The organism is Streptomyces sp. NPDC049887 (genome assembly GCF_040656535.1).
Lineage (GTDB): Bacteria > Actinomycetota > Actinomycetes > Streptomycetales > Streptomycetaceae > Streptomyces.
This window is the reverse complement of the sequence record NZ_JBFAMM010000016.1, coordinates 130,142-149,995: the sequence shown is the minus strand read 5'-3', so window position 1 is coordinate 149,995 and position 19,854 is coordinate 130,142. Positions and strand designations below refer to the sequence as shown.

12 protein-coding genes and 1 pseudogene are annotated in these 19,854 nt (G+C 71.9%); 5 read left to right on the top strand and 8 right to left on the bottom strand.

From position 1 onward, the window contains the following. Positions 1-20 precede the first annotated feature (20 nt). Together AB0J10_RS20780 and AB0J10_RS20775 are read right to left on the bottom strand one after the other, a co-directional pair. The gene (locus AB0J10_RS20780; RefSeq protein ID WP_363063631.1) at positions 21-1,739 is read right to left on the bottom strand and encodes an acyl-CoA dehydrogenase family protein; all 1,719 of its coding nucleotides are present in this window, start codon (positions 1,737-1,739) and stop codon (positions 21-23) included. 121 nt (positions 1,740-1,860) lie between these two features. Then, the gene (locus AB0J10_RS20775; protein ID WP_363063629.1) at positions 1,861-2,427 is read right to left on the bottom strand and encodes a PadR family transcriptional regulator; all 567 of its coding nucleotides are present in this window, start codon (positions 2,425-2,427) and stop codon (positions 1,861-1,863) included. 555 nt (positions 2,428-2,982) lie between these two features. Here AB0J10_RS20775 and AB0J10_RS20770 point away from each other — a divergent pair. Further along, a complete protein-coding gene (locus tag AB0J10_RS20770) occupies positions 2,983-3,456 on the top strand; it encodes a lamin tail domain-containing protein (protein WP_363063625.1) in 474 nt (157 codons plus the stop codon). A gap of 113 nt (positions 3,457-3,569) precedes the next feature. On the opposite strand, the gene AB0J10_RS20765 is transcribed toward AB0J10_RS20770, so the two are convergent. The 4 genes from AB0J10_RS20765 to AB0J10_RS20750 all read right to left on the bottom strand — a co-directional run bounded on the left by AB0J10_RS20765 (position 3,570) and on the right by AB0J10_RS20750 (position 9,566). Next, complete coding sequence (locus tag AB0J10_RS20765; RefSeq protein ID WP_363063623.1) at positions 3,570-5,054, bottom strand: oligopeptide:H+ symporter; 1,485 nt, start codon at positions 5,052-5,054, stop codon at positions 3,570-3,572. Between the two features lie 190 nt (positions 5,055-5,244). Beyond that, the gene (locus tag AB0J10_RS20760) at positions 5,245-7,005 is read right to left on the bottom strand and encodes a S8 family serine peptidase (RefSeq protein WP_363063663.1); all 1,761 of its coding nucleotides are present in this window, start codon (positions 7,003-7,005) and stop codon (positions 5,245-5,247) included. Between the two features lie 469 nt (positions 7,006-7,474). Continuing rightward, positions 7,475-8,701, bottom strand: a complete 1,227-nt coding sequence (locus AB0J10_RS20755) for an MFS transporter (protein WP_363063621.1) — start codon at positions 8,699-8,701, stop codon at positions 7,475-7,477. Positions 8,702-9,221: 520 nt separating this feature from the next. Beyond that, a complete protein-coding gene (locus tag AB0J10_RS20750; RefSeq protein WP_363063619.1) occupies positions 9,222-9,566 on the bottom strand; it encodes a hypothetical protein in 345 nt (114 codons plus the stop codon). 292 nt (positions 9,567-9,858) lie between these two features. On the opposite strand from AB0J10_RS20750, the gene AB0J10_RS20745 reads away from it, so the two are divergent. Beyond that, on the top strand, positions 9,859-11,574 hold the full coding sequence (locus AB0J10_RS20745) for an alpha/beta hydrolase (RefSeq protein WP_363063617.1): 1,716 nt from the start codon (positions 9,859-9,861) through the stop codon (positions 11,572-11,574). Positions 11,575-11,596: 22 nt separating this feature from the next. Here AB0J10_RS20745 and AB0J10_RS20740 read toward each other — a convergent pair whose 3' ends face one another. Beyond that, positions 11,597-13,636 carry a transglycosylase domain-containing protein gene (locus AB0J10_RS20740; protein WP_363063615.1) on the bottom strand — a complete coding sequence of 680 codons (2,040 nt, stop codon included), beginning with the start codon at positions 13,634-13,636 and terminating at the stop codon, positions 11,597-11,599. A gap of 355 nt (positions 13,637-13,991) precedes the next feature. Between AB0J10_RS20740 and AB0J10_RS20735 the strand changes: the two genes are divergently transcribed. The 3 genes from AB0J10_RS20735 (at position 13,992) to AB0J10_RS20725 (ending at position 18,223) form a co-directional block, all read left to right on the top strand. Beyond that, complete coding sequence (locus AB0J10_RS20735; RefSeq protein ID WP_363063613.1) at positions 13,992-15,569, top strand: glutamate synthase subunit beta; 1,578 nt, start codon at positions 13,992-13,994, stop codon at positions 15,567-15,569. Positions 15,570-15,755: 186 nt separating this feature from the next. Beyond that, positions 15,756-17,117, top strand: a complete 1,362-nt coding sequence (locus tag AB0J10_RS20730) for an FAD-dependent oxidoreductase (protein ID WP_363063611.1) — start codon at positions 15,756-15,758, stop codon at positions 17,115-17,117. A 392-nt stretch (positions 17,118-17,509) separates the two neighbouring features. Continuing rightward, positions 17,510-18,223: a trimeric intracellular cation channel family protein gene (locus AB0J10_RS20725; RefSeq protein WP_363063609.1), complete on the top strand. Its 714-nt coding sequence runs from the start codon at positions 17,510-17,512 to the stop codon at positions 18,221-18,223. 274 nt (positions 18,224-18,497) lie between these two features. Here AB0J10_RS20725 and AB0J10_RS20720 read toward each other — a convergent pair. Next, positions 18,498-19,670, bottom strand: a pseudogene (locus AB0J10_RS20720) (MFS transporter); the annotation flags it as partial. Positions 19,671-19,854: the final 184 nt, after the last annotated feature.

The following is a 19,854-nucleotide window of genomic DNA, read 5'->3' as shown; positions in this document are numbered from 1 at the left end:
GGACCTCGGCCTCCCGCGACCTACGGAGCCATCTCGTAGGCACCGGAGAGCGCCTCGACGCGCTCCCACACCCGCGCGGAACGGGCTTCGTCGACCACGGGCCGGCGGACGGCGCCCAGCGCCCAGCTCTGCTGCCGCTCGTCGGCGGACTCCTTGCCGTGGAGTTCCACGGCGTAGCCGGAGAAGTCGCGGACGAGGACCGAGAAGAGCTCGTCGAGCACGTCCTCGTCCAGGCCCGTCAGCCCGGCCTGCTCGAGGATCAGCTGGCCGTGCACCACCAGGGCGAACAACTGGCCGACGGCGAGCAGCAGGTCCAGGTCGCGGCTCTGCCCCTCGTCGGGGGCCGCGGTGGTGACGAACTCGCACAGCGCGTCGGCCTGTTCGCGGAAGCGGGCGACGTTGGGCACCCCGGCACAGGCGTCGAAGGCGGTGCGCCAGTCGTGGAAGCGGATGGAACCGAGGCCCCTGGCAGGGCCCTGCCGGAAGAGGAACTCGTCGTCGGCGGCATCGACCCGGGTCGGCACCTCCGGGTAGTCGACCGGGTCGAGCAGGTGGTTGCGCATGAACTTCAGGATCAGCGCGAGGTTGACGTGGACCGTGCCCTCGAGCTTCGGCAGACCCCGGATCTCGACCGCGGCCTGGGCGAAGTAGTTGTCCTTCTCGAAGCCCTTGGCCGCGATGACGTCCCACATCAGGTCGATGACCTTCTCGCCCTCCGTGGTGACCTTCATCTTGGTCATCGGGTTGAAGAGCAGATAGCGGCGGTCGTCCGGGCCGGCGGAGCGGAAGTAGTCGACGGCTCGGTCGCTGAACAGCTTCATGCCGACGAGGCGTACGTAGGCGTCGGTCAGTTCGCGCCGCACGTGCGGGAAGGCGGTGACGGGGCGGCCGTACAGGATGCGGTTGTGGGCGTGGGTGACGGCCTCGTACATCGCGTGCTCGCAGATGCCGATCGAGGCCGTGCAGAGGTTGAACTTGCCGACGTTGACGGTGTTGAGGGCGGCGTCGAAGGCCGCACGGCCGGTGTGGAGGACGTCCTCGCCCGCCACCGGGTAGTCCTCGAGGCGGAACTCGCTGACGTACTTGGAGGAGTCGACGACGTTCTTCACCAGGCGGTAGGCCGGGTGGCGGCTGTCGGCCGCGAAGAAGACATAGCCGTCCGGGCCCTCGACATCGGTGCGGCGGCCGAACACGGAGACGAGCCCGGCGGCGTTGCCGTTGCCGATGTAGTACTTGGAACCGGTCGCCCGGAATCCACCTTCTCCGTCGGGCTCCAGCAGCATGTCGGTGGAGTAGATGTCGGCGCCGTGGTTCTTCTCGGACAGACCGAAGGCGAACACCTCGCCCTGGGAGAGCAGTTCGGCCGCGCGAGCCCGGGCGGCGGCGTTGTCGCTCTGCCACACCGGCCCGAGGCCGAGGATGGTGACCTGCCAGGCGTACCAGTAGTCGAGGCCGTAGAACCCGAAGATCTCGTTGAGCGCGGCGATACGCGCGGTGTCCCAGCGCTGGTCCGGCCCCTCGGCGTCGGGGGCCGGCGTGAGGAAGGTGGCGAACAGGCCCTCCTTGGCCGCGAAGGCGAGGAAGTCCTCCAGCCAGACGCGGGAACGGTAGTCCTCGATCAGCCTGCGCTTGCCGCGGGCCTCGAACCAGTCCACGGTGGCGCGCAGCAGCCTTCGGGTCTCGGGGTCGAAGTGCGCGGGGTCGTAGGTGCGCGGGTTGAACAGGAGCTGGTCGGCCATGGGGTACGCCTTCCGGGTCGGGGGTCGGATGCGGTGCGTCGACGGTGGTGCGAAGCGGGTACGGATGGGCGGCCACGGGCGCGGCGGCGAGACCGGCGCACCGTCACACGGCCGGCGCGGTTCAGGTGCGCGGGCGAGCGGCCTCGAGCCGACGGAGGGTGACGAGGACGTCGTCGAGCCAGGCGATCGTCATCCGCTCGTAGGCGATGCCGCCGCGCAGCACGACATGCTGGAGCTCCTGGCCGTCGTCGAGCGGCAGGGACGCCTCCGGGCCGGTGAAGTCCCGCCGCTCCCCCGAGAGGTAGTGCGCGAGCCGGTCGCCGTGCGCCTTTCGGTGGCGTTCGACCTCGGAGATCAGCGCCGCCGGGTCGTCGAAGGCGGCGCCCCGGATCTTCACGGCGAGTTCGTGCCGGATGCTCTCCGGTTCGACCGGTTCGTGCAGCCACCGGGAGAGGGCGGCGCGACCGGGGCCGGCGACGGAGTACTCCCTCTTGTCCGGGCGGCTCTGCTGGGCCACTTCGCGGGCCTCCAGCAGGCCGTCGCTCTCCATGCGCTTGAGGACGCGGTAGATCTGCTGGTGGGTGGCGGTCCAGAAGTACCCGATGGACCGCTCGAACCGGCGGGCGAGCTCATAGCCGGAGCCGGGCTTCTCCAGCAGGGAGACGAGGATCGCGTGTTCGAGCGCCATGCTCCCGATCCTTCTATGCAACTCGTTGCATAGACAAGACACCGCGGGCGGATGAGACGCGGCTCACCCGGCACGGATCACGACACCACTCCCCCGACCCCTTCAGCCGGCCCGCCCTCGTGCCGATCCGGGAAAGGGAACCGCATCCGGCCGCACACGGCCGGACGAGCCGCGAAGTTCGCACGGACACGGGATTCGGGACCAATCATTCGAACCCGAAGGCACGGGCGTTGTTACACAAATCATCCCACCCTCTCGACGGCACACACACGCGCACACAGGGGGCGCCCGGGGCGCAGGAAACCGCTTGTTGTTGATCAGTCAACCGATCGATGCAAGATGAAACGACCTCCGGCCCGCCCACGGGCGAGAAGACTGATCCATACAAGCAAGAGTTACGGAGATGTCCGCATTTCGTCATAGCGTCCGGTTTGCGTCTCGTAGGGCCCGCGACCAGGCCAGAGTGAGGGCCCTCGGCAGCAAGCCGGGAACCTGAACCGCCACGCAGAGGCCCTGAGCAGGGCCTTGTCGGGCACGTCCTCGAAGGGGCATTCCATGTCTGCTTCTCGCATCACCCGCCGCGTCGTCGCCACCGCACTCGCCTCCGGCGCCCTGGTCGCGGCAGCCGCGCTGCCGGCGTCGGCGGCCGGCCACGACCGGCACCACTCCTTCCGGTCGACGGTCGTCATCGGGCAGGTCCAGTACGACAGCCCCGGCAGGGACGACCGCTCCAACCGCAGCCTCAACGCCGAATGGGTCGAGGTGAGGAACAACGGCCGGCACGCGGTCAACCTCCGCGGCTACACCCTCAGCGACCGGGACGGCAACCACTACCGCTTCGACAACCTGCGCCTGGGCGGACGCTCCAGCGTCCGGGTCCACACCGGCATCGGCCGCGACACCCGCACCGACGTCTACCAGGACCGCCGCAACTACGTCTGGGACAACCGCGACACCGCCACCCTCCGGAACGACCGCGGGCGCGTCGTCGACACCAAGTCCTGGGGACGGTTCGGACACCGCCGCTGACGCGGCACCGCACACCCGGGGGCCCGGCCGCTCGACGCGGCCGGGCCCCCGGTCCGTGTTCCCGCTCCGACCGCCGTCGCTTGCGAAATCGGCATCGGCATCGGCGAGGTCGGTCAGTGGTGTCCGACGAACCGTCGGCCGATCTGCCTGCGGAAGGCCAGGATGAGCGCGCCCACGGCCACCGCGACCGCCACCTCGGCGACGACGAACGGCCGCCCGTTCAGGTTCGCACCGGCCAGCGAGGCCAGCGAGGTGACGCAGTCCCCCGCCGTCACCGCCAGGAACCACACGCCCATCATCTGGCTGCCGTACTTCTCCGGTGCCAGCTTGGTGGTCACCGAGAGACCGACCGGGGAGAGGCACAGTTCGCCCACTGTCTGCACGAGATAGATGACGGCGAGCCACATCGGGGAGACCGGTGAGCCGCCCGAGGCGGCCGTGAGCGCCGGCAGGAAGACTGCGAAGGACAGCCCGACCAGGATGAGGCCGAGGCCGAACTTGACCGGCGTGGACGGTTCCCGGTCCCGTGCGGCGAGCCACAGCCAGAGCCAGGCGAAGACGGGCCCGAGTGCCATGACGAAGAGCGGGTTCAGCGACTGGAACCAGCTGGACGGGAAGTCGACGCCCGCGACGTCGGTGTCGGTGTTCCTCTCGGCGAAGATGTTGAGTGTCGAGCCGCCCTGGTCGTAGATCATCCAGAACACCGCCGCCGCGACGAACAGCCAGACGTAGGCGGTCATCCGCTGCTGTTCCGCCGGGGTGAGCTCCGGGTCCCTCCTGATGCGCATCAGCGTCCAGGCTGGGAGCACCAGCCCGAGGACGGTGAGCGGAACGATGATCCAGTTCAGCGTGTAGTGGCCGGAGAGTCCGACGACCGTGTAGACGGCGACGGGCACCAGGAGCCACAGAAGTCCCTTCCTCACCATGGCCCGGCGGTGTGCAGCGTCCATCGGCGAGGGCACGACGTCGCTGTGGGGGCTCAGCCCGCGCCGCCCGAGGAGGTACTGGAGCAGCCCCACCGCCATACCGACGCCGGCCACGGCGAACCCGAGGTGGTATCCCACCTTCTGGCCGATGGTGCCGATGACCAGCGGGGCGAAGAAGGCACCCAGGTTGATGCCCATGTAGAAGATGGTGAAGGCGCTGTCGCGGCGCCATTCCAGCGGGCCCTCGTAGAGATGGCCGACCATGGTCGAGATGTTCGCCTTGACCAGGCCCGACCCGATCGCCACGAAGAACAGCCCGGCGAAGAAGAACCCTTCGGTGGGGACGGCGAGGAGGAAGTGCCCGATCATGATGATCACACAGGCGACCGTCACCGTTCTCCTCGGCCCGAGGAACCGGTCGGACACCCAGCCGCCCGGCAGTGTCAGCAGATAGACCATCGAGAGATAGACACTGAAGACGGCGATGGCCGTGCTGTCCGGGAGGCCGAGGCCACCCTCGCTCTTCGGCGCGGCGAGATAGAGGGCGAGCAGGGCACGCATGCCGTAGTAGCTGAAGCGCTCCCACATCTCGGTGAGGAAGAGCGTGGACAGGCCCCTGGGATGTCCGAAGAACGTACGGGTCGCTTCGGGGGCCTCGGACGTACTGACCACTTTGCACCTTTCGGACGGCGGTGGTGCAGAACCTATGCATCCACGGACCGTCCGGCCGTTCGCCACGCCTTCCCGTACGCGCGGCCGGCGGCGTTCGCGGAACCACCCCTTCCGGGGCCCGGACACGGACGGGCCCCGGGGAGGGCGCGGACACTCTCCCCGGGGCCGTGTCGTGTTCGGCCCGAACCTGCTAGAAGGTGAGGTTCCAGGCGTCGATACGACCGGTGTCCTGGGCTGCGTTGTCCCGTACGCGCAGCTTCCAGATGCCGGCGGCGACCTCCGACGAGGCGTCCACCGTGTACGTCTTCACGACGTTGTCGGCACCGTCGCCGTCCGGGAAGTCCTCCAGCAGGTACACCGTGCCGTCCGGGGCGACGAGGGACAGCACCAGGTCACCGCGGTAGGTGTGCTTGATGTCCACACCGACCTTGAGTGCGGCCGGGGCGTTGCCCGCGACACCGGTCACGGCGATGGGCGACTCGGCTGTGGCGTTGTCGTTGACGGCCACGTCGGTGGTGTTCTCGAAGTAGCGGGCCGGGGGCGGCGTGCCGCCGACCGCCTTCAGCGCGTCGACCTGGCCCTCCCCGAAGAAGGCGTTGTTGGCTGTCGTGCCCGTGCAGCGACTGTCGGACGGGCAGGCGGTGTCGTTGGCCTGGGCGGCGAGGCGGGCGCGCAGATCCGCCGGAGTCGCGCCCGGGTCGGTGCTCGCGAGCAGTGCGGCGACTCCCGCCACGTGCGGGGAGGCCATCGACGTGCCGTTCATGTTGCCGTACTTGCCGCCCGGGAGCGTGGAGTACACCCCTGACGCACCGTCACCGCCGGGTGCGGCGACGTCGATGACGTTGCGGCCGAAGTTGGAGTACGACGCCTTGGCGTTGCCGTTGCCCATCGCCGCGACCGTGACGACGCCCGGGAGCTCGGTCGGGATGTCGATGCACGCGTTGGTGATGGTGCGGGTCACCGGCGTCGAGTCGTTGGGGCTGGAGCTGTCGGTACGCTTGTTCGCCAGGTCGTAGTTGGAGTTGCCGGCGGCGGCGACCTGGAGCGAGCCCTTGCCCTCCGCGTACTGCTGGGCGCGCTTCACGCCCTCGATGATCGCGGCCTGGTCCGCGTTGTCCGGGCAGTTGAACATCCACGGATCGGTGTAGTAGCTGTTGTTGGTAACCTTGAAGCCGTGGTCACCGGCCCACATGAAACCGCAGATGGTGTTCTCGGCGAAGAACATGCTGGTCGTGGGTTCGGCGATGCGGACGGAGGAGATCCGCACCCCGGGGGCGACACCGATGACGCCCTTGCCGTTCCGGGCCGCGGCGATGGTGCCCGCGACATGTGTGCCGTGGTCGCCGATGTCGCGCCAGGCACCGGCACGGGTGTCGGGCCTGCCGTAGGCGCAGGAGACCGAATCCGCCGCGTTGAAGTTGGGCGCGATGTCCTGGTGCAGGTCGTCGACGCCGGTGTCGAGGACACCCACCTTGACCGAGGAGGAACCGGTGCTGACCGCCCAGGCCTTGTCCGCCTTGATCTGGGTCATGTCCCAGCGGTTGGACTCGGTGAGGGTGGTCGTCGACTGCGAGGGGGCAGCGGGCAGCGCGGGGTCGTAGGCGTCCGCGGGGACGTCCGAGGTGCGGGTCGCACCGACCTGCTGCACCCCGGCGACGCCGCGCATGGTGCCGGCGAACGCCGTGGACGTGGAGTGCGCCACGATCACACCGATCGCGTCGTGGGACGCGAAGACGGTGCCGCCGTTGGCGGTGACGGCGCCGCGCACGGCGGACGTGTCACCGGGCGCGGTGATCACCAGGTACGCCCGGGTCCCGGCGGCCCAGGCGGCCTGCGGCGCGGTGGGTGCCGCCGCGGACGCGGTGGTACCGCTCACCGCTCCGGGCGTGGCCTGCGCCGCGCTCGCGGGGACGGCGGTCGCCAGGGCCGCGCCGATGGCGGCGGCCGCCACGAGCGGGCGTCTCAGTCGGCTGGATATGAGGGGGGTAGGCAATGCATCCTCCGAGAGCCCGGCCACACCGAGGCGCACACCGGGCGTGTGATGAACGGAATGGACGCAAGATCTCAGACCGCGATGCCGCAAGGGAAGGCGTTCCGTCGCCCAACTGGCCCCGCGGAACAAGTGGTTGGCGGCCATTCCGCCTGTTTTGAGCCTCAGTCGGACGGCTTGTCTCACCGGCGGGCGGCCACGCACCCCCGGCATGCGGACGGCCGGTGGGCCGACCGGTGCAATGGGTGGCCCGCGGAGACGGACTCCGCGGGTCACGGCGGCCGGCCGTGCAGCGACGCCGCAGGGGCGGCACGCGAACCGGGATGCGCACGACGCCGGGAACGAAGGCCGCCGGCCCGGCGGGGCGCCTGCGCGAAATGAGGTGCTCAGCCCCACACCGACCGGGCGGGGCCTGCCCGAGGCGGGACCCTCAGTCCCGACTCGGCGGGTGCAGTGCCGCGTACGCGCCCGCGCAGGAGGCGACCACCGTCACACAGCCGGCGAAGACGAGCCCCGCGGTGCGCAGACCCAGCTCCATGGCCAGGGCGCCGACGCCGACCACGGGCAAGGAGATTCCGGCGTAGGCGACGACGAAGAACGCCGAGATGGTCCCGCCCCGGTGGCGTGCCGGCGCCGCGCCGCTGACCAGCGTGAGGGCGGCGCGGAAGGCGAGGCCCTGGCCGGTGCCGCCGAAGAGGGCGCCGAGGACGAGCAGCGGCAGGGACTGGACGATCAGCGACGAGGCCACGAACAGCAGCCCGACGACGAGTACGCCGCAGCCGACGGGGAGCGCCCGGGCGGCACCGACCTTCGGTGTCATCGACTGGCCCAGGGTCGAGGCCAGGAACACGGAGAACACGACGGCGCCCGTCACAGCCAGGTTGTGCACGTCCAGGGTCCGCGCGACGAAGCTGGGCGCCACGGCCGTGAAGAGGCCGAGCAGGGCGAACCCGGCGAACGCCGCGACGGACGCGGGCACGAAGACGCCCTTCACCCCGGCCGGCACGGAGACCCCCTGCGGGCTCAGCGGGGGCCATCGCCGCGGGTCCTCGACCGTCTCCGGCAGCAGCCAGGTCAGCAGGCAGGCCACCGCGATCAGCCCGAGGTGCACCCAGAAGACCAGCTTCAGCGGCCACGGCGCGTACTCCGCGAGCAGCCCGGACAGCAGTGGCCCGCAGCCCAGGCCGCCCATGTTCGCGGCGGTGGCCGCGAAGGCGGCGCGCGCCCTCCTCGCCGGCGCGGCGAGTTCGATGACGGCGGCCGTCGCGGCACCGCTGAGCAGCCCGGCCGCGAAGCCCGACAGCAGCCGTCCCGCGAACAGCAACGGCAGACCGGTCTCGAGCAGGAAACAGCAGGCGCTGGCCGCCGAGAAGCCCATGGCGGCCAGCAGTACGGGCCGGCGGCCCACGACGTCGGAGTAGTTGCCGGCCACCAGGAGGGCGGTGATGACGGCGACCGCGTACACGGCGAAGACGACCGTCACCATCAGCTCGGAGAAGCCGATCTGTTCCTGGTAGAGCCCGTACAGCGGCGTGGGCAGGGTCGTCCCGGCCATGCCGATCGCGAACACGGCGGCAGCCGCCGGATATCCCGGTCGCCCTTCCCCGCGTGCTCCGCCTTGGCCCGCCCCGCCTGTTCCGCCCGTGCCGTCGACCATCCCGGCACCCTACGAGTGGTGCCCGCCCAGGGCCGCCCGCCACGACGTGCGGCGGCACCGTCCGCCTGCACGGAGGTGCCGAGGCCGCGCGTTGGGCCACCCCCACGGTTCGCGGGAGGCGCCGCACCACCGGCGTCGTCCGTGTCGAAGCCGAGGGCGTCGATGAGGGCGCGGACGACCCGCTCGGCCCTCTCGTCGTCCGCGGCGACCGGCAGGGCCGTGAGCCCGGAATCGCCCCGGCAGGGCACTTGGTCCGCCGGATCCTCCGCGGCTCGGTGACGGGGACCGCCCGATCGCCGCCCGGTACGGCCGGGGCCGGGACCCCGCCGGAGCGGCCCGCGGCGCCGGCGTCCGTCCGGTCCTGCCGCCGGCGGTCCCGGTGCGCGCCGCGCCCGCCGGGACCGCCGGGACCGCCGCGGGGCTCGGACAGCCGGCGCACCGGGCCGGGACGCTCGTACTCCCGCGGTGCCCGGCTCCCGGCCCTTCGCGCAACTCGGGAACGGCCGGTCGTGCCGGGTGGTCAACTGGCGCGGGCCGGCCTGGGGCCGGGCACGGTGATCCAGTGCAGGATGGTCTCCACCGTCCGGTCGTCGAGCGCGCTGAGGATGTTGATCGCGTCCAGGTCGCCCGGCAGCGGCGCGACGCCGTTGGCGGTCAGGGCCGAGTGCAGGTCCAGTCGCCGCCGGTCGTGCGCCGCGAGCGGAATGGGCAGCCGCTCCTGCGGGGCGGGCGGCAGCAGTCCGCCTCCGTCACCCGCCATCGCGGGGTAGAGCCCGTCGATGTCACGCGCACCGGGGACCCGGTACGGATCGGCGCCCGTCGCCGACAGCGCCGACGACAGCGAAAGAAGGGGCTCAGCAGTCATGGAAGCCTCCAGTGGTTGCGTCACTGACACCACTGAGGGCGCTCTCCGGCGGCGCAGCGGTTCCTGCTCGTCCCGCACATCACCCGGACGCCGCCAAAACCACGTCATCACACGATCTCACGCCGGTGGACCCGCCGGATCGCGGCACCCCGCCTCCGACCTGCGCGTACGCCACGTTCCAGAGGGTGCCAGGACTGTCAAGCCACGCCTTCTCGGACGTGTTCCCGCGCGCTCCCCGCCGCTTCACTCGGGGGTGGGCCGCAGCCGCGGCCGTCCGCAGATGGGAGCGAGCATGGACACCCGAGTGCCCGGCCACGACCGCCCCGGGCGGTCCCTGAACGCCGGCCCCGTGCGCGGGGGCCCGGCCCGTGTGCGCCGGGCCGCCCGACGCCGGGCGGCCGGGCTGAGAGCGACCCTGCACCGAACCGTGATCGCCGCCGGCTCGCCGATCACCCGCTCCGGCGGCGACCGGCCCGCAGGCGTACGCCGCCGGGCGACGGCGCTGCTGGCGGCCGTGCCGCTGGCGCTGACCGCCGGAGCGGGGCTCCCGGCCCCGGCGGCGGCCGATGACGGGACCTCGGCGACCCGCTCCCAGGGCACCGCGGCGAGCATCCCCGCCTCGGCCCCGGAAGGGCTCCGTCCGTTCTACGCGCAACGGATCGACTGGGAGAGCTGCGGGCCGGACGTCCAGTGCGGCCTGCTGGAGGTACCGCTGGACTACGCCGACCCGGCCGCCGGCACCATCCGGCTGTCGCTCGCCCGCGTGCGCGCGGCCGATCCCGGCCGCCGGCTCGGCTCGCTTCTGTACAACCCCGGAGGGCCCGGTGTGTCGGGCGTCGATGCCGTGAAGTCCGCTGCCGGGCTGCCGGTCACCCCCGAACTCGCCGCCAGGTACGACCTCGTGGGGTTCGATCCGCGCGGTGTCGGCGAGAGCGCCCCGGTGCGCTGTGCGCCCGTCCGAGCGGCCGCCGACGCCGGCCCGGTCGACATCACTCCCGACACCCCGGCCGAGGTCGAGGGACTCGTCCTGTCCACCCGGGAGACCGGGGCCGCCTGCCGTTCCGGAACGGGGCCGCGCCTGGGCCATGTGTCCACCCTGGAGACGGCCCGCGACATGGACGTGCTCCGTGCCGTCCTGGGCGACCCCGGGCTGAACTTCCTCGGTGTCTCCTACGGCACGTATCTGGGCACGCTGTACGCCGATCTCTTCCCCGACCGGGTCGGAAGGCTGGCCCTGGACGCAGCGGTGGACCCCCGGCTGGACGCGCTGGAGTCCCTCCGCGGCCAGGCCGCCGGTTTCCAGCGGGCCCTGGACGCCTTCCTCGCCGACTGCGCGAGCCGGCCGGAGTGCCCTCTCGGCACCGATCCGGACAGGGCGGCGAGGCGCCTGACCGATCTGCTGGCACGGCTGGACCGTGCCCCGCTCCCGGTGAGCGGCACCGAACTCCTCGACCGGGACGGCGCTGTGGTGATCATGGCGCAGTCGCTGTACAGCAGGGATTCCTGGCCCGTCCTGGAGTCCGCCGTCGCCGCGGCACTCGCGGGCAACGGCACGGAGTTCTCGGGGCTGGCAGAGGGTTCCGGCGACGACTCGTACGGCCACTCCTTCCTGGCGATCTCGTGCCTCGACCTGCCGCCGGCCGTCACGTCGGCCGAGCAGTTGCAGGCCGCGCTGCCCTCCTTCCGGCAGGCGTCCCCCGTGTTCGGCGAATGGCTCGCCTGGGCCGCGCTCGGCTGCGCGGACTGGCCGGTCGACCCCGTGGGCACGCCGCGCACGGTCTCCGCGCCGGGCACGTCGGCGATCCTGGTCGTGGGCACCACCAGGGACCCGGCGACGCCGTACGACTGGGCGGAGTCCCTGGCCGGGCAGCTGGAGTCCGGTGTGCTGCTGACCCGCGAGGGCGACGGGCACAGCGCGTACAACGTCGGCAGCGACTGCGTCGACAGGGCCGTCGACCGATATCTGATCGAGGGCCTGCCACCCGCGGACGGCACCCGCTGCGCCTGAGGCCACGGACGGACGGCAGCCCCTACTCCGCCGACGGGGTGGTGGGGGCCGGGGCCGCGACGGGCCGTGTCGGCGCCATCTTCCGCAGGGCGTCGGAGGCCATGTAGTCCGCCCAGATCCTGGCCGGGAAGACGCTGCCGCGCTCCGTTCCCCCACCGCCGGTGCCGGCCATGGGGAGCAGCGGCTTCCCCGGCTGGGAACGGAACATCGTCACGGCCGTGGACAGGTTCCCGGTGTACCCGGCGAACCATGCCGCACGCTGGATGTCGCTCCGTCCCGTGGCCGCTCCGGCGAAGCGGCCGAGGGTGCCGGAGGCGGATGCCGCAGGGGTGCCGAACGCGGTGTCCTCCAGTACGGAGGTGATGTCGAGGGCCACCTCGGGGTTCATGACGCGGCGCGACGCGGGCCGGTCGAGGCCGGCGACGGGCTCGTCCCCGCGGAGCACCTTGGTGACGGAGTACGGCTCGTGCCGCACGCCGTCGCCGGCGAAGGTCGCATACGCGCCCGCGACCCGGATGGCGCTGGGCGAGGAGGTGCCGAGCGGGAACTCCCTGGTGCGGGGCGCCATGCTGTCCCGGAGCATGCCGGCTCCCACCGCCATGTCCTCGACCCGTGCCAGTCCGGTGGCCGAACCGAGGCGCTCGAAGGGGGCGTTGACGCCGGCGGCCATCGCCTTGCGCAGGGTCAGCAGGCCGCGTGAACCGTCCAGCGGGGACACGAACGTGCGGTCCTGCCGTACCGGCGAGAGACCCGTGGTCAGCCGGCCGGACTCGTCGAAGGCGCTCTCGGTGGAGACGGCCTGCACGGAGCCGTCGTCGGCCACGGCACCGTGCTGGAGCGCTGCGGCGAGTACGAACGGCTTGAAGACCGAGCCGGCGGGCACCCCGGAGGTGTCGGCGTTGTTGGTGAAGTGCGCGGTGGCGTCGGGTCCGCCGTAGACGGCGACGATCGCGCCGTCGTCGGGCCGCACCGAGGCGGCGCCGACCTGCACGTGGCGGTCCTCCGCCCGGGTCTTCGGGTCGATGTCCCGCTCGAGTACGCCTTGGACGGAGCGTTCCAGCTGCTGGACGGCCGCCCGGTCGAACGTGGTGTGGATCCGGTAGCCTCCGCGGTCCAGGTCGGCGTCGGTGAGGTTCGTCCGCTTCTTGACGTAGCGCTTGGCGAGGTCGACGAGATAGCCGGTCTGCCCGCTCAGATTGGTGGACTTGGACTGGGGGCGGGGCGCCGGGAACACCTTGTACCGGGCCCGCTCCTCCGCGCTCATCATGCCCAGTTCGACCTGGCGGTCCAGGATCCAGGACCAGCGCTCCACCGCACGCCTGTGCCGGCTCGCGCCGAGCGCCGGGTCGTAGTCGTTGCCGCCTTTCAACAGGGCTGCCAAGAAGGCTCCCTGACTGGGATTCAGTTTTTCGGCGCCGATGCCGTAGTACGCGTTGGAGGCGGCCTGGATCCCATAGGCGCCACGGCCGAACCAGCTGGTGTTCAGGTACCCCTGGAGGATGTCGTCCTTGGTCTTGCGGCTGTCGAGCTTCAGGGCGATGCAGAACTCCTGCACCTTGCGGGACAGCGTCTGCTCCTGCGAGAGGTAGGTGTTCTTGACGTACTGCTGGGTGATGGTGGAGCCGCCCTGGGTCTCCTGGCCCCGGGCCATGTTGGCGACGGCCCGGGCGAGACCGGGGACCGAGACGCCGGAGTCCTCGTAGAAGCGGGCGTTCTCGGCCGCGATGGCGGCGTTGCGGACGGAGACGGGGATCCGCGACAGCGGCAGGTTCTGCCGGTTCACCGCGCCGACGCTCACCATCTGGGTGCCGTCGGACCAGTAGTAGACGTTGGCCTCCTGGCGCGCCGCCGCGTTCTCGCTCGGAATGTCGACGTAGGCGTAGACGGCGGCGAAGAGCGCCAGCAACCCGACGAACACGGTCGAGAAGGCGCCCAGGAGCAGCTTCCAGGAGGGGAGCCACCGCCGGAAACCCTGTCTGCCGCGGCGCGGGTAGTCGATCCGGCGGCGGCTCGGCACGCTCCGCCGGAGGCGCGAGCGGGACGGTTGGGCTTCTTCGCTCATCTGCGGCTGCTCCTCGGTCGGCCCCGCGCGCACGCCCCCGCGGCACGCGGTCTCACCGAGCAATACGCTGGGCGCGGCCCCGGCGTTGCCTGGCGGCACTGTGAAGGACGGCACGCCGTGTGACGGGAACCCCGGGGGCGGTTTCCGCCTCGCGGCGCTACCGGCGGGTCATGTCCAGGGCCACGGCGGCGCCGCCGGTGCTCGGACGGTGCGGCGTGGAGCTGCGGTACGCGCGGACACGGTGGGGCTCGGTCGCACGGCACCGGGCGCTCCTCGAACCGTGACAAGAGGGGATGAACCAGGCGTAGGCTGGTCGGAACGTCGCAGTGCGGTGAGTGGACGACGGAGGCGGCGCATGACCGACCCACGCGGCTTCCTCAGGATTCCCCGGCGGCCCGTCCCGCCGCGCCCCGTGGAGGAGCGCCTGGACGACTGGCGGGAGGTCTACGCGGGGCAGGCGCTGCTCCCACTCGTGTCCGAGCAGGCCCTGCGCTGCATGGACTGCGGCATCCCGTTCTGCCACAGCGGCTGCCCGCTGGGCAATCTCATCCCGGAGTGGAACGCGTACGCCTCGCGCGGCGACTGGCAGGCCGCGGCGGAACGGCTGCACGCGACGAACAACTTCCCCGAGTTCACCGGGAGGCTGTGTCCGGCGCCGTGCGAGGACGCATGCGTCCTGGCGATCAACACCGATCCGGTGACGATCAAGAACGTCGAGCAGACCATCGCCGACGAGGCGTGGGAGCGCGGGTACGCGCCGCCGCAGCCGCCCCAGCGGCTGAGCGGCAGGACCGTCGCCGTCGTCGGGTCCGGACCGGCGGGACTGGCGGCGGCGCAGCAGCTGACCCGCACGGGCCACACCGTCGTCGTCTACGAGCGCGACGACCGGCTGGGCGGGCTGCTCCGCTACGGCATTCCCGAGTTCAAGATGGAGAAGAGCCACCTGGACCGCCGCATCGAGCAGATGCGTGAGGAGGGGACCAAGTTCCGGACGGGTGTGGACGTCGGCGGTGAGCTGGATGCCGCCGAGCTCAGACGGCGTTATGACGCGCTGATCGTCGCGGTGGGCGCCACGGAACGGCGCGAGCTGCCCGTGCCGGGCAGGGAGCTGTTCGGCATCCACCAGGCCATGGACTACCTGACGTACGCGAACCGCGTCCAGGAGGGCGACTACGCCGCGCCCCCGGTGACCGCCGAGGGCAAGCACGCCGTGATCGTCGGGGGCGGGGACACCGGCTCCGACTGCCTCGGCACCGTCCTGCGCCAGGGCGCGCTCTCCGCGGTTCAGTTGGACATCAACCCGGAGCCCGGGGAGGTCAGGCCGCAGGCGCAGCCGTGGCCCGTGACCCACCCGAAGGTGTACCGGATATCCCATGCCCATGCGGAGGCGCGCGGCCGCGAGGGGATCGACCCCCGGCTGTTCTCCTCGGCGACACTTCACTTCGAAGGCGATACGGCGGGGCATGTGCGCAGGCTGTGCCTGACGGAGGTGGAGCCGGCGGCGAGGAGCCCGCTGCCGGGGACCGAACGGGTACTGCCGGCGGAGCTGGTGCTGATCGCTTTGGGCTTCTCCGGGCCCGAACAGGGCTCGGGCCTGATGGCGCAGCTGGGACTGACCGTGGACGGTCGGGGCAACTTCGCCCGGGGCGGTGACTTCGGCGCCCTGCCGGCATCTCCGCCGGGCCGTGACACCGCCGGTGGACGGGACTCCCCGACCGGTGCGGACGCCTCGTCGGGTCGGGCGGGGCAGGAGGGCGGGAAGCCGTGTACGGAGGGGGTCTTCGTGGCCGGCGACGCGGGACGCGGGCAGTCACTGGTGGTCTGGGCCATCGCGGAGGGACGGGCGGCCGCAGCCGCGGCGGACCGCTATCTCACCGGCTCCACGGTGCTGCCGGCGCCGATCGCACCGTGGGACCGTCCCCTGGTCGCCTGAGCACCGGCACCCGGACCGCGGGGCAGCCGGGCCCGGCCTGGAACGACACGCACTCATCAGCCTGCGCTTTGAGGCCCCATAAGGCCCGCTTATGAGGTCATAAATTAGGGCCCCCTTACCTGACCAGGTCATCCGGGTGAGAGAGTGACCGGCGAGACCGTCGTTGCCGTTCGAAGGGAAACCGTCATGCCTCGCCCCCTGCGGGTAGCTGTCGTCGGAGCCGGACCCGCGGGGATCTACGCCGCCGACGCCCTGCTGAAGTCCGAGGCCGCCGCCGACCCCGGTGTGTCCATCGACCTCTTCGAGCGGCTGCCGGCCCCGTTCGGGCTGATCAGGTACGGCGTGGCACCCGACCACCCGCGGATCAAGGGCATCATCACCGCCCTCCACCAAGTGCTCGACAAGCCGCAGATCCGGGTGTTCGGCAACGTCGACTACCCGGGTGACATCGGCCTCGACGACCTCCGCGCCTTCTACGACGCGGTCGTCTTCTCCACGGGCGCCAACGCCGACCGGGCGCTCGACATACCCGGCATCGGCCTCGAGGGCTCCTACGGCGCGGCCGACTTCGTGTCCTGGTACGACGGCCACCCGGACGTGGCCCGCACCTGGCCGCTGGAGGCGGAGAAGGTGGCGGTGCTCGGCGTCGGCAACGTCGCGCTCGACGTGGCCCGCATCCTCGCCAAGACCGCCGACGAACTGCTGCCCACGGAGATCCCGCCGAACGTGTACGACGGGCTGGCCGTGAACAGGGCCCGCGAGGTGCACGTGTTCGGGCGCCGCGGCCCCGCGCAGGCGAAGTTCAGCCCCATGGAGCTGCGCGAACTCGACCACTCCCCCAGCATCGAGGTCATCGTCAACCCCGAGGACATCGACTACGACGACGGCTCCATCGCCACGCGCCGCGCCAACAAGCAGGCGGACATGGTCGCGAAGACGCTCGAGAACTGGGCGATCCGGGACGTCGGCGACCGGCCGCACAAGCTGTTCCTCCACTTCTTCGAGTCCCCGGTCGAGGTCGTGGGCGAGGACGGCAGGGTGACGGGTCTGCGCACCGAGCGGACGGCGCTCGACGGCAGCGGGAACGTCACCGGCACGGGCGAGTTCCACGACTGGGACGTCCAGGCGGTGTACCGCGCGGTCGGCTACCTCTCCGAGGAGGTGGCCAAGCTGCCCTTCGACCTCCGCAGCGGCACGGTGCCGCACGAGGCGGGCCGCGTCGTCGAGGCGGGGAAGCACCTGCAGTCGACGTACGTCACCGGATGGATCAAGCGCGGGCCCGTCGGTCTCATCGGCCACACCAAGGGCGACGCCAACGAGACGGTCGCGAGCCTCCTCGACGACCACGCCAACGACCGCCTGCACACGCCCTCGGCGCCGGACCCCGAAGCGGTCGTCGCCTTCCTCGAGGACCGTGACGTCCGGTACACCACGTGGGACGGCTGGTACCGGCTGGACGAGGCCGAGCGCGCGCTGGGTGAGCCCCAGGGCCGGGAGCGGGTGAAGATCGTGGACCGTGAGGGCATGCTCCGCGCGAGCGGAGCCTGACGGACGGACGGGACCTGCGGCCCGGCGCCACCGGCACCGGGCCAAAGCCGCCGTTCGGCCGCCTGCCGGGCTCGTCCGGTCACGGCCTGCTCCCGGAGGTGCCGCGCCGGCGCTGCCCGGACCGCCGCTCGCTGCGGCACCACGGACCGGTTCCTGCACGGATCCCGGACCGGTTCCTGCACGGATCCCGGACCGGGACGGGCTCCCGGTGCGGCCGGCGCCTTCTCGGCGCCGCCCTCCGTGCCGAAGTGCAGGTGCGCGCACGCCCCGGCCGGTACGCCTGGACGCGCGGCCGTCGGCGCGGTCCGCGTCGCGGAAGACCGCACGGACGGCCCCCACGGTCGCCCCGATGGCGGAGCCTCACGGTCCGCCGCGCCAGGAACAGATCGGGAGTGGCGCAGACCTACGAGATCTTCGATCACTCGGTGCACCTGGTGGCGGACCTCTCGGGCATCTTCATCTTCGCCGTCACCGGTGCGCTGGTGGCCGTGCGCATGAAGTTCGACGTCTTCGGCATCATGGCGCTCGCCGAGATCACCGCTCTCGGCGGCGGCATCTTCCGGGACCTCGTCATCGGCGACGTCCCGCCCGCGGCCTTCCGGGACATGGGCTATTTCGTCACCCCGATCATCGCCGGGACGCTGGTGTTCTTCCTGCATCCCGCGATCAACCGCATCGGCGGAGCTGTCCAGGTTGTGGACGCGGCAGGGCTCGGGCTGTTCAGCGTCTCCGGCACGGTCAAGGCCGCCGTGTGGGGCATCGAGCCGTTCCACGCCGCCGCCATCGGGGTCGCGACGGCCGTGGGCGGCGGCGTGCTGAGGGACCTGCTCGCCATGGAGGTCCCCTCACTGCTGCGCCGCGACCGCGAGATGTACGCGCTGCCCTCCGTGCTCGGCGCGGGCACGGTGGCCGTTCTGCTGCAGTTCGGCCTGCTCGGACCGGTCAGCAGCGCCGCCGCCATGCTCGCCACCTTCGTTCTCCGGCTGCTGGCCCTGCGGTACGGCTGGAGGGGCCCGCTCGCCTGGCGGAGCGAGCCGGCGCAGGCCCGTCCGGAGGCGCGGCGCTTCGGCCGAGGCCGCCCACCAGGGCGAGCAGGGCTGCGCTGACCAGGATCAGGCCTGCCAGCGTCAGCAGGCTGACCTCGAGCGCGGTCACGAACGCGCTGTCGGCCGCCGCCCCGACCCGCTCGTGCGCGGCCCCGGGAAGCCGGGCGAGCAGTTCCTGCCGCTCCTCCTCACGCGAGAGGACCGTGTCCAGGGCGCGCTGTTCCCGCGGGGTGAAGTCGTCGCCGTCACCGGCGGCCGAGGCCAGCAGATCGTTGCGCTCGTCCCACTCGGCCGTGGTGAACAACGCGTTCAGCAGGGCCAGTCCGACGGCCGCGCCGATCTGGCGGCTCTGCACGGACAGGCTCGCGGCCACCCCTCGCGCAGAACCGGGCACGGATGCCATGATCAGGGCGGTCGCCGCCGGGTAGACCAGGGGCGGCGCGAGACCGAACACCAGCAGGGCCGGGACGAGCAGGGTGCCGTGGCGGTTCGCCACCCCGTAGGTCAGCCACAGCAGGCAGCAGCCGAGCACCGCCAGTCCCGTGAGGATGAGCCGACGACCGTACCCCCGGTCGGTGAGCCGTCCGACGAGCGGCGACAGTACGACCGTGCCGACACTGGACGCCGCGAGGAGCAGTCCCGTGCGCAGTGCGCCGAGATCCAGCACATGCTGCAGATAGAGCGTCACGTAGACGGCGACGGCGAGCGAGGTGCACTGCACCAGGGCCAGGGCGGTCATCGGGACGGAGACCGCCGGGGCACGCAGCGGACGCAGGTCCAGCAGCGGTTCGGCGGCCCGCAGCTCCACCGGGACGAAGAGGGCGAGCAGCGCGGCGCCCGTGACGAGCGGCAGCAGGGTGCCCGGCGCGGCGAAGCCCAGGTCGGAGGAGCGCTCGCAGGCGAGCACTACGAGGGTGAGACCGGCGGCGATGAGCAACGCGCCAGGGACGTCCATGGACGTCCCGGCGGGCGCCCGGCTCTCCACGAGGTGCCTGCGGGCGGTGACGACGACCATCGCGCTCAGCGGAACGCAGGCGGCGAACGCCCAGCGCCAACTGCCGAACTCCACGAGGAGCGCGATGCCCAGGGGTACGGCCACACCGAAGAAGCTGGTGAAGGCCGTCTGCACCCCGATGGCCCAACCGTGCCTCCGCTCCGGCAGCGCGGCGGTCAGATTGGCGAGCGCGAGCGGCACGGCCAGGGCGACACCGAGCCCCTGCACACCGCGGGCCGCCACCAGCACGAGCCCGTCGGGCGCGGCCGCGCACAGCGCCGAGCCGATCCCGAAGCAGACCATGCCCAGCAGGAACACCCGACGCCGCCCCAGCACATCGCCGAGCCGCCCGCTGACGAGAGCGACGGCGCAGAGCGGGAGCAGGGCGGCGACGACGACCCAGTGCAGGGTGGAACCGTCCAGTGCGAAGTCCCGCTGGATCCGGGGCAGGGCGACGATGACGCTCGTCAGACTGGAGAACAGCAGCACGCTCGCGGTGACGGTGGCGATCATGGCGGCGCGCTGCTGCGGCGTCAGTTCCCTGAGGGTGCCCACCCGGACCACTGTCCCGTGCCGGGGCGGGGACGGCATCCGACCGCGGGCCGCGGGAGTGGCGCACGAGGCCGGACGGCGCCACCGGTCCGCTCCCTCGCAGGCGCGGGCTCTCCGGGCCCGACGTGGGCGCACATCCCGCCCG

Coding starts and splice junctions, on each gene's coding strand:
- AB0J10_RS20745 (WP_363063617.1), top strand. CDS start 9,859: ATGGACACCCGAGTGCCCGGCCACGACCGCCCCGGGCGGTCCCTGAAC.
- AB0J10_RS20780 (WP_363063631.1), bottom strand. CDS start 1,739: ATGGCCGACCAGCTCCTGTTCAACCCGCGCACCTACGACCCCGCGCAC.
- AB0J10_RS20730 (WP_363063611.1), top strand. CDS start 15,756: ATGCCTCGCCCCCTGCGGGTAGCTGTCGTCGGAGCCGGACCCGCGGGG.
- AB0J10_RS20755 (WP_363063621.1), bottom strand. CDS start 8,701: ATGGTCGACGGCACGGGCGGAACAGGCGGGGCGGGCCAAGGCGGAGCA.
- AB0J10_RS20770 (WP_363063625.1), top strand. CDS start 2,983: ATGTCTGCTTCTCGCATCACCCGCCGCGTCGTCGCCACCGCACTCGCC.
- AB0J10_RS20735 (WP_363063613.1), top strand. CDS start 13,992: ATGACCGACCCACGCGGCTTCCTCAGGATTCCCCGGCGGCCCGTCCCG.
- AB0J10_RS20775 (WP_363063629.1), bottom strand. CDS start 2,427: ATGGCGCTCGAACACGCGATCCTCGTCTCCCTGCTGGAGAAGCCCGGC.
- AB0J10_RS20750 (WP_363063619.1), bottom strand. CDS start 9,566: ATGACTGCTGAGCCCCTTCTTTCGCTGTCGTCGGCGCTGTCGGCGACG.
- AB0J10_RS20740 (WP_363063615.1), bottom strand. CDS start 13,636: ATGAGCGAAGAAGCCCAACCGTCCCGCTCGCGCCTCCGGCGGAGCGTG.